Here is a 7,352-nt window from a genome sequence, read left to right as displayed (position 1 = left end):
GAAGCAGGAATTTTTAGACCAATTTATTGCAACCGCAGTAGGACAGCCTTAAGTCTGACAGGCTGCTAGCGCTTAATGTAGCCCTCCAGGGAGCCAAAAGAGACTTCCACTCCTCATTGCCAGACCAGATGGACTCATCCCACAACGGCAGAGGATTTCCTGCCAGATCAAGAAGATCAATCTGATCAAAGAGCCCCAACGCTTCTGCACGCTCCTTGAGGACACGACCGATACGAACACTCTGGGATTCCCTGCGGTGACTTCCACTAACAATTGTCAGGTTCATCAAAACCTCTTTCAACCATTCCGATTATTAAGTACAAGAAAATAATAACCAAAATATTCCACCGAAGCGAAGCCAGCTTGACCTGAAAGGCCAAGCCCAGAGATTTAAACTCCGACCTATTTAACGACTTTCAGATGTGGCTTGCCAGACTTGCGGGGAGTTTTTTTGGACTCCTCTTCTTTTGCAGGTGGTGTTTCCTGAGACTCCGGACCTGATACAGCCTCCAATTCAAGATGAGAAGCCCCTACCTCTTCCGACTCAGCGAAGGGCTCTACTTCGAACACCATACCCTGCCCGTTCTCGCGGGCATAGATGGCCATCAATGCTTCTACAGGAACCACTATGGTCAACGCCTCACCGCCAAAGCGACCATCAAAGGTTATGACATCATTTCCCATATGCATGGCACGCACCGCTGCAGGGGAAATGTTAAGGACTATTTGATTGTCCTTAACGTACTCTCTGGGTACCTCGACCCCTTTCCTGGCAGTATCCACCAGGATGTATGGGGTGCAGTCATTTTCAAGAATCCAGTCATACAAGGCTCTGGTAATGTAAGGACGACTGCTGGTCATTGTCATAATCTGTCTCCATCCAGGCTAACTTCCGACGGCTGCCTGACCCCAGGCCAACTCATCCTTCGCACCATCAATAGCCAATATAGAAGAAGTCCTTTAACCCTCTCCAGAAAAGAGGTATCGCCGAAGCGGGGCAAAGCTACTTTTTAGCACCTCAACGGCAAAGCGCAGCACTTTTTCGACACCCTCTGAAACAGAGAAAACTTCTAATATGCCAAGAGCTGAAAAACCATCTGTCAACCAGAGATTCAACGACACTCTTAGCTCATGGCTGCTTAGCCAGATTCTTAAATTCCGGCAGTCATACTGCCGGGATCCACCTCAAATCAAAGAGTGTCACGCATCTCTTTTTCAATTTCAGACAAGCTCTCTTTGAAGGACTCACGCTCAAACAAACGTTCAGCATAATCCAGGATAGCCTGCCCCTGCCTGGGCAGTTCAATACCCATCGCTGACAGCCTCCAAAGGATTGGGGCTACACAGCAGTCCACCAGAGTGAATTCATCACTCATAAAGAATGGCTTTTCAGCAAAAATAGGCGCTACGGAGAGCAGGCTTTCACGAAGCTCTTTACGAGCACGGGCCGCAGGCGTCTCTTTGGTTTTTGGATCCGTAATGATATCCACCAAGCTGCACCAGTCTTTCTGGATGCGGTGCATCATCAGACGACTCTGGGCACGGCTGACCGGATAAACGGGCAACAAAGGAGGATGAGGAAAACGCTCATCCAAGTACTCCATCATGACGCTTGGCTCGTAAAGCACCAGCTCACGATCGACCAGAGTTGGAAGACTATTGTACGGGTTGAGATCAGACAGTTCCTGAGGCAGATTTTCAGGATTTACATCCTGAATGTCTACCGCGACCCCTTTTTCGGCCAGAACAATACGAACCCTGTGACAGTAGTGGTCAGATGGATCCGAGAAAAAAATCATGGATGACTTTTTGGCAACTACAGCCATGAAATACCCCCGCCTCATGCAAAGGAAATGAGCTCCCAATCGAGCCAGCCTACTCATTCGATCCCATAAATCGGACGAGCAATGCTGGCCTGACGGGCCGACACAATAAAATAACGGGTTATCTTAGCAAACTTTACGCCCTGCGGAATAGAGACCCTGGAAACTTTCGTAACACAAGGGGACAATAACTCTAAGAACAACCCGAAAACCTGAATAAATATTCAAAACCCGCTATAACCAACAAGTTGTCTCAGAAGCTGTTAATACGCTTATGAGAAAAGCCAATTACTTCCAGCCAGGAACCGCACTCCCCTTAAACAGCTCCCTGGCTTTCTCCTCCACTGCCGGAGTGTGGTAAGACTCGACCAGAGCCTTGATGCGGGGATCATCCTTATTGTCCTCGCGCGCCACAATCAGATTGACATAAGGAGAGTCTTTACCTTCTACCAGCAGTGCGTCACGCTTTGGCAACAGCCCTGCTGGCACAGAGTAGGTAGAGTTGATGAAAGCCAGATCAACGTCATCCAGAGAGCGGGGTAATTGCGCAGCATCCAGCTCGATGAACTGAAGTTTTTTTGGATTTTCAACAATATCAGCCGGTGTCGCTTCCAGATTGTTAATGTCTTTCAGCTTGATGAAACCCTCTTTGTCCAAAAGGATTAGCGTACGACCTTCATTACTTGGGTCGTTAGGAATCGCTACTTTGGCACCGTCTTTAAGCTCACTGATATCTTTGATTTTTTTGGAGTACGCGCCAATCGGGTAGACAAAAGTATTTCCAACAGCTGCCAGCTTGAAGCCACGATCACGAATCATGCTGTCCAGATACGGCCTGTGCTGGAAGGCGTTAGCATCAATAGAACCATCAGCCAGAGCCACATTGGGAGAAACGTAGTCAGAAAACTCAACCAACTCAACATCTACACCGTGATCTTTTTTAGCAATGTCAGCGGCCACTTTCATGACGTCAGCTTCCGGCCCCGCCATAACACCCACTTTCAAAGGGCCTTCTGAGGCATTCTCAGAGCCACATCCCGCCAACAGGACACTGCCCGCCACAAGCGCCGCAACTGCAAGTGACTTTAATTTATTGACTGCAAACATTCTTCACTTCTCCATTCAGCCAGTCACATTGGACAAACCACTGAAACAGCCTGCCCCATTCAATAATTTAAATTCGCAAACAATCAGCGAGTTCTGTCGTAATAATTTTGCAAACGGTCACCAATACTCTGTATCAGCTGCACCAGCAAAATAAGCACCACAACAGTGGCGAGCATGATGACGCCATCAAAACGCTGGTAGCCGTAGCGGATGCCCAGATCACCAAGACCTCCACCACCAATGGCACCTGCCATGGCCGAGTAACTGACCAGAGTCACCAGAGTAATAGTCATGCCATTAATCAGGCCGGGGCGCGCTTCAGGCAGCAATACCCGACTGACGATCTGCAAAGGTGTTGCGCCCATGGACTGGGCTGCTTCAACCAGTCCGAAAGGTACTTCATTGATGGCGCCTTCAGCAACGCGAGCAACAAATGGGATAGCTGCAAGGGTCAGTGGCACAATCGCAGCTGTTGTCCCGATGGAGGTTCCCACCAGCAGGCGAGTCAGGGGAATGATCGCCACCAGCAGTATAATAAAAGGCACAGAACGTGTAGCGTTGACGATAGCACCCAGCACTGAATTCAAAACCGCATTTTCTTTAATACGACCGGGCTTGGTAATATATAGCAACACACCAAGCGGAATACCAAAGAGAAAACTGAGCCCACCAGACACCACTGTCATGTAAAGGGTTTCCCAGAGTGCCTTCCCCAGAAGAAGCCAGGAATCAGCTGACATAACCCACTACCTCCACCTGTACATTATCCCTGAGGAACGTCATGGAAGCCTCAACATCTGACTCCTCGCCCATAATTTCTACCATCAGAAAGCCCATGGACTTACCATGAACGGTTTCAATGTCGGCTTGCAGAATCACAAAATCAGTACCAAACTGCCTTGCCGCCCGGGTAATTAAGGGCTCCACCACCCGACGCCCTACAAAGGTAATCCTTACAACCGGCCTTGAGCCTTCGGTCGGCTCTGACTGAAAGCGGCTTTCCACTTCAGCCGCCGGCTTTTGGTGGATGGCACTGCAAACAAACTCTCTGGACAATTCCGTTTTTGGATTCAGGAAGAAGGATTCGACATCATTCTCTTCAATCAGTTGACCATGGCTTAGTATGGCAACTCGATCGCAAATCGTTTTAACAACATCCATCTCATGAGTAATGATCAGCACTGTGATCTTCAACTCACGATTAATATCCTTCAAAAGTCCAAGAATGGATCGTGTGGTCTGAGGGTCAAGCGCAGAAGTTGCCTCATCACACAAAAGAACCTTTGGCTTACTGGCCAGGGCGCGAGCAATAGCCACCCTCTGTTTCTGACCACCTGAAAGCTGAGAAGGATAGCTGTCCCGCTTTTCTTTCAAACCGGTCAGATCCAGCAGGGGAATCACCGCCGTTTCTATTTCTTGTGAACTGGCACCGGCCAGTTCCAGTGGTAGAGCAATATTCTGATAAACAGTTCGACTCGACAGCAGATTGAAGTGCTGGAAAATCATGCCAATGTTGTGGCGGACCAGACGCAGTTCTTTCCCGGTCAACTGAGTGAGGTCCTGCCCGTCCACAATGACCCGGCCCGAACCGGGACGCTCTAACATATTGACACAACGTATCAGCGTACTCTTGCCAGCGCCGCTTGAGCCAATCACACCGTAGATTGATCCTTCAGGCACAGTGAGGTTAATCCCATCCAGCGCCTTAAGCTCTCTACCTCCTACCTTAAACACCTTGGTAAGGTTTTTCAGTTCTATCATCATTACTCCTGCCTGATTCAGATACAATCAGGTCATGGCCGACTGAGGTATATTCAGTCAGTTCAATCAATTCGTCTACCTTGATGGTTTTCAATGGGAGCTGGTCATGCTGTCGACTCGGATTACAGCCTTGAGGTCCGCCAGGCGACCTCTTTTTCACGACCAAAAAAAAAACCACTCTGTGCTAAACAGAGTGGTTTTTCATGAATGCGTTCATAACCCCTTCTTTTAGCCGTATTTCTAGAGCGCCCGCAAGCCAAGACAAATCAGCGCATTCCTCAAAAGCCTAAACGACAAAAAAACCAAAGTCAACTGCTCTGCTTTCCCAGCAGGAATGTAAGCGGAAGCATGGCCTCAAAGATCAACTAGCGAACACCCGAAGCAATAGCACTGACACCAGCAATACTGCAAAGAACAAGCAAGGCATGGCGCATAATTCTTTGATCAATTCGGGGGGATACATGGGAAGCGGTTTTACTCCCCAGCAATACAGCTGGAAGCAGCATCAGGGCATCTTTAAAGTCATCAAGACCCACCATGCCTGCTACTGATAGAAATATCAGTGAGATAGTACTGCTGAAAACAAAATAAATGGACATGCTGGCCCGGATTTTGTCACCGGTTTCGTTCTGCATGACCAGGGCTACCGGAGGCCCGCCAATAGACGATGTTGTGCCTGTGATACCAGAAACAACACCAGCGACAAACAAGCTGGATTTAGTCGCTCGAATCTTTACAGAAAACAGACTCACAAAAACGGCCATCAGCACAGCCAGACCAATAAAAAGACTCATGTGCTCTCTGGAGGCCACTGCCAAAAGATAAGCTCCCAGCAGTGAACCCGGAATTCTGCCAGCCACAGCATACTTCATCTCTGCCAAATCCAGTGCCCCCCGATACTTTCTGACCGTCAGGAGAGAAAGGAACATAGCCATGCAGATCAGGGTAGCCGGCACCAGAGAGGGTGCAACGATATAGAGAATAGGTGCGGCCACCACCGCCATACCAAAACCGACCATGCCCTGGATCAGAGCCCCCAGGAAGACAACGAGCATGGCTATTAGTTGCGGGTACAGACTCAAATCCATAACATCACTGAAACATCAAATATCGAAAGGGGATATAAATATAACCGTTTGCTATGAAAAGAATCTACTGTCATTTATACCCATAAAAGGCGTATCACGACAAAAGACGTTTATCTTCCAAACAACTCCCTGTAATGCTTTCTACAGAATGAAAGGTAATTGTCGTTACCTCCAACCTGAACCTGACTGCCGCAGTTAATCAAAAAAATCAATAAATTGCATGATTTCATTTGTTCATTAACCAAGTCCAGAGCTTGGAATGAGCACCCGCTTATCACCTATCATGGTTCCCCGGAGGAAAGTCGGCCATTGTGATTGGTCCAGCTTTACCGATGGATTCAGCGGTTCAATGAACTTTTTACTTCTGGCTACGTATTCCTGTTTCTGCGTTTCTGAGAGATGTTGTTTGCCAGCAGAATTTACTACCCTATCAATCGTGCGGCAGAAATGATCATACATTTTCCGGGGATTAGACAAATTACCGGAAATCATCGGAATAACGCACTGACCAACAATACCTGCATCGGTTTCACTCAGTAACTCACTCCACGTTTTTCCCAAAGAACTGTTCAACTGAAACAAAATATTTGATAAGTGATGTATGAATCGATTTTCATCATAGTTATGCCGATGTATGTCCCACGTTGGTAAATGGGTTTCAAGATCTTCAAGGTTAAATGCCAGTTGGCCCAGGGCTTTTCTGGTAGACTTCAGATATTCCAGCGTTTTTTTGGCCGACTTCTCACACTCCTGCCATTCTTCTATCTTTTGGTCTTGTTGTTCCTGCGAGCATGTGGAAATGGAGCTTTCAAAGCACTCTTTCTTCTGCTGAAAATCCTGTTTTACCCTGGTGTACTCATTATGGAAGGCCGTTTTAATCTTTCTCACAACATCGGCAATGGCAATGATTACATGGATATCAGCATTTTTTAGCATGCTGGCTCGTACCGCATGATAAAAATCATGCTGCATAAACACGAGAATCAATATTGCAGATAAGTAGTCAGCAGTTTTTGGCAAAGGATGCCCAGGAAACGGAATGGCCATGTCTCTGTATCCTTTCAGGCCGCCGGTTCTAATATCTTCAGGTGTACTGCTCCCGATCACTGGATTGATTTTATGGGCTTCTTTCTGACAAAAACTGTCAATAAAAGCCTGTCGCAACGTGATCGACGGGCATATCATCCACCCAGTCCACCAGCAATCAACAAATAAAACCCAGAAATCTCTGCTTAGCAGGGCTTTTTTCATCGTTTTCTGCCCTCCTTCTTCTTCACCAAAGCCAATTGGGTACTTGCAGGACCAGAAACCTGCTTCAGCCGGAGATGCTTTTTTAAGCAAACGCTTCATTTCCATGATGATGGAATCGACATCAAAAGAAGAATCGAGAAAAAACCTCTCTGACTTTTCCAATGATAACTTTATGATTTCCCAGTTGACTTTATTCGCGTTTCCCTTATCGTCAAACAGCTTGTGATGCACAATCTTAAATGAATTTATATTCTGGATACCTTCCAGGTAAACGCCCTGCAGGGTAACCAGGGTTGCAAATTCATTGCGGCTGATTTTCTTT

Annotated in this window: 8 protein-coding genes; all 8 read right to left on the bottom strand. The window is 47.4% G+C overall.

The features are described from left to right. Positions 1-13: 13 nt before the first annotated feature. The 8 genes from KDK17_RS03115 to KDK17_RS03080 all read right to left on the bottom strand — a co-directional run bounded on the left by KDK17_RS03115 (position 14) and on the right by KDK17_RS03080 (position 7,030). Positions 14-286, bottom strand: coding sequence for an NADPH-dependent FMN reductase (locus tag KDK17_RS03115; RefSeq protein ID WP_257252696.1), 273 nt, complete (start codon positions 284-286; stop codon positions 14-16). 116 nt (positions 287-402) lie between these two features. After that, the gene (locus KDK17_RS03110) at positions 403-861 is read right to left on the bottom strand and encodes a ClpXP protease specificity-enhancing factor (protein ID WP_257287322.1); all 459 of its coding nucleotides are present in this window, start codon (positions 859-861) and stop codon (positions 403-405) included. Between the two features lie 329 nt (positions 862-1,190). Then, positions 1,191-1,826 carry a glutathione S-transferase N-terminal domain-containing protein gene (locus KDK17_RS03105; RefSeq protein WP_257252699.1) on the bottom strand — a complete coding sequence of 212 codons (636 nt, stop codon included), beginning with the start codon at positions 1,824-1,826 and terminating at the stop codon, positions 1,191-1,193. 285 nt (positions 1,827-2,111) lie between these two features. Next, positions 2,112-2,930 carry a MetQ/NlpA family ABC transporter substrate-binding protein gene (locus KDK17_RS03100; protein WP_257287321.1) on the bottom strand — a complete coding sequence of 273 codons (819 nt, stop codon included), beginning with the start codon at positions 2,928-2,930 and terminating at the stop codon, positions 2,112-2,114. Positions 2,931-3,013: 83 nt separating this feature from the next. Then, positions 3,014-3,670: a methionine ABC transporter permease gene (locus KDK17_RS03095; RefSeq protein WP_257287320.1), complete on the bottom strand. Its 657-nt coding sequence runs from the start codon at positions 3,668-3,670 to the stop codon at positions 3,014-3,016. Further along, positions 3,660-4,691 carry a methionine ABC transporter ATP-binding protein gene (locus KDK17_RS03090; RefSeq protein ID WP_257252706.1) on the bottom strand — a complete coding sequence of 344 codons (1,032 nt, stop codon included), beginning with the start codon at positions 4,689-4,691 and terminating at the stop codon, positions 3,660-3,662. The genes KDK17_RS03095 and KDK17_RS03090 overlap by 11 nt, the downstream gene beginning before the upstream one ends. A gap of 365 nt (positions 4,692-5,056) precedes the next feature. Beyond that, on the bottom strand, positions 5,057-5,779 hold the full coding sequence (locus KDK17_RS03085; protein WP_257252704.1) for a sulfite exporter TauE/SafE family protein: 723 nt from the start codon (positions 5,777-5,779) through the stop codon (positions 5,057-5,059). 237 nt (positions 5,780-6,016) lie between these two features. Then, positions 6,017-7,030, bottom strand: a complete 1,014-nt coding sequence (locus KDK17_RS03080) for a hypothetical protein (protein ID WP_257287319.1) — start codon at positions 7,028-7,030, stop codon at positions 6,017-6,019. Positions 7,031-7,352 lie beyond the last annotated feature (322 nt).

This window comes from Endozoicomonas sp. SESOKO2 (assembly GCF_024606245.1).
Classification (GTDB): domain Bacteria; phylum Pseudomonadota; class Gammaproteobacteria; order Pseudomonadales; family Endozoicomonadaceae; genus Endozoicomonas_A.
This window is presented reverse-complemented; position numbering and strand designations above follow the sequence as displayed.

What these genes read in the sequence shown, in the direction of transcription:
- KDK17_RS03110 (WP_257287322.1), bottom strand. Translation starts at nt 861, where the DNA reads ATGACCAGCAGTCGTCCTTACATTACCAGAGCCTTGTATGACTGGATT.
- KDK17_RS03085 (WP_257252704.1), bottom strand. Translation starts at nt 5,779, where the DNA reads ATGGATTTGAGTCTGTACCCGCAACTAATAGCCATGCTCGTTGTCTTC.
- KDK17_RS03100 (WP_257287321.1), bottom strand. Translation starts at nt 2,930, where the DNA reads ATGTTTGCAGTCAATAAATTAAAGTCACTTGCAGTTGCGGCGCTTGTG.
- KDK17_RS03095 (WP_257287320.1), bottom strand. Translation starts at nt 3,670, where the DNA reads ATGTCAGCTGATTCCTGGCTTCTTCTGGGGAAGGCACTCTGGGAAACC.
- KDK17_RS03105 (WP_257252699.1), bottom strand. Translation starts at nt 1,826, where the DNA reads ATGGCTGTAGTTGCCAAAAAGTCATCCATGATTTTTTTCTCGGATCCA.
- KDK17_RS03115 (WP_257252696.1), bottom strand. Translation starts at nt 286, where the DNA reads ATGAACCTGACAATTGTTAGTGGAAGTCACCGCAGGGAATCCCAGAGT.
- KDK17_RS03080 (WP_257287319.1), bottom strand. Translation starts at nt 7,030, where the DNA reads ATGAAAAAAGCCCTGCTAAGCAGAGATTTCTGGGTTTTATTTGTTGAT.
- KDK17_RS03090 (WP_257252706.1), bottom strand. Translation starts at nt 4,691, where the DNA reads ATGATAGAACTGAAAAACCTTACCAAGGTGTTTAAGGTAGGAGGTAGA.